1 protein-coding gene is annotated in these 892 nt (G+C 76.7%); it reads right to left on the bottom strand.

The window, feature by feature from the left end; genetic code table 11:
- Positions 1-44: 44 nt before the first annotated feature.
- Positions 45-803, bottom strand: coding sequence for a tRNA (adenosine(37)-N6)-threonylcarbamoyltransferase complex dimerization subunit type 1 TsaB (gene tsaB, locus HMPREF3159_RS11760; RefSeq protein ID WP_070501179.1), 759 nt, complete (start codon positions 801-803; stop codon positions 45-47).
- Positions 804-892 lie beyond the last annotated feature (89 nt).

Raw genomic sequence — 892 nt, 5'->3', positions numbered from 1 at the left:
GGTCCGCCCCGGCCGGGCCGTCGGCCCCGTCGGCGGCCGTCACCTCAGCGCCCCAGGGCGCTCTTGCGCGCGGTGGGCTTCGCGGCGTCGGGCTCGCGCAGGTACATCGGCTCGGTGCTCGTCAGATCCTCGCCCCGGGCGGCGAGAGCGGAGGCGGCCAGCAGCAGGTGCCCGGCGTCGACGTGCTCGAGCTCGACGGTCGCGGGCAGCAGCTCGGGGTAGAGCGCGGTGCCGGAGCCGACGAGCAGGTCGCAGGCGGTCAGCTCGGAGGCGACCTCGGCGGGGGCGTCCACGGCCGGCTCCGCGATACGGAGGATCTCGCCGTCCGCCTCGCGGCGATAGCGAGCGTGGTAGACCTCGCGGCGGCGCGCATCGAGCGCCACGCCGACGGTGACGGGGCCGCGCTCGGCGGGCACGGCGGCGAGGGCCTCGTGGGCGAGGGCGTCGAGGGAGCTCAGCCCGTGCAGCGGCACGCCGAGCACGGAGGCGATCGAGCGGGCGGAGACGAGCCCCACGCGCAGGCCGGTGAAGGGGCCCGGGCCGCGGCCGACGACCACGCCGGTCAGCTCGCCGCGGGTGACTCCTGCGGCCTGCAGGGTCTCCTCCACCAGGGCGAGCAGCACCTCGTCGTGGTGACGAGAGCGCGTGTCGGAGCGGACGGCGAGGATGTCGAGGCCGGTGTGCGCGGACGCGGCATCGCCCTGCGAGGGAGCGGCTCCCGAGGACGAGGCGGAGCGTGCGGCGAGATCTCCGCGGGCGACGGCGACGCTCACCGCGCCCGAGGTGTCGATTCCCAGCAGCATCAGCGTTCTCCCTCGGCGGCGTCGGTGGTCGGATCGGCATCCGCCGCGGTCGGTTCGGCATCGGCGGGCTCCACCGTGCCGTCGGGGCC

Source organism: Brachybacterium sp. HMSC06H03 (genome assembly GCF_001807385.1).
GTDB classification, from domain to species: Bacteria; Actinomycetota; Actinomycetes; order Actinomycetales; family Dermabacteraceae; genus Brachybacterium; species Brachybacterium conglomeratum.
This window is presented reverse-complemented; position numbering and strand designations above follow the sequence as displayed.

Coding starts and splice junctions, on each gene's coding strand:
- tsaB (WP_070501179.1), bottom strand. CDS start 803: ATGCTGCTGGGAATCGACACCTCGGGCGCGGTGAGCGTCGCCGTCGCC.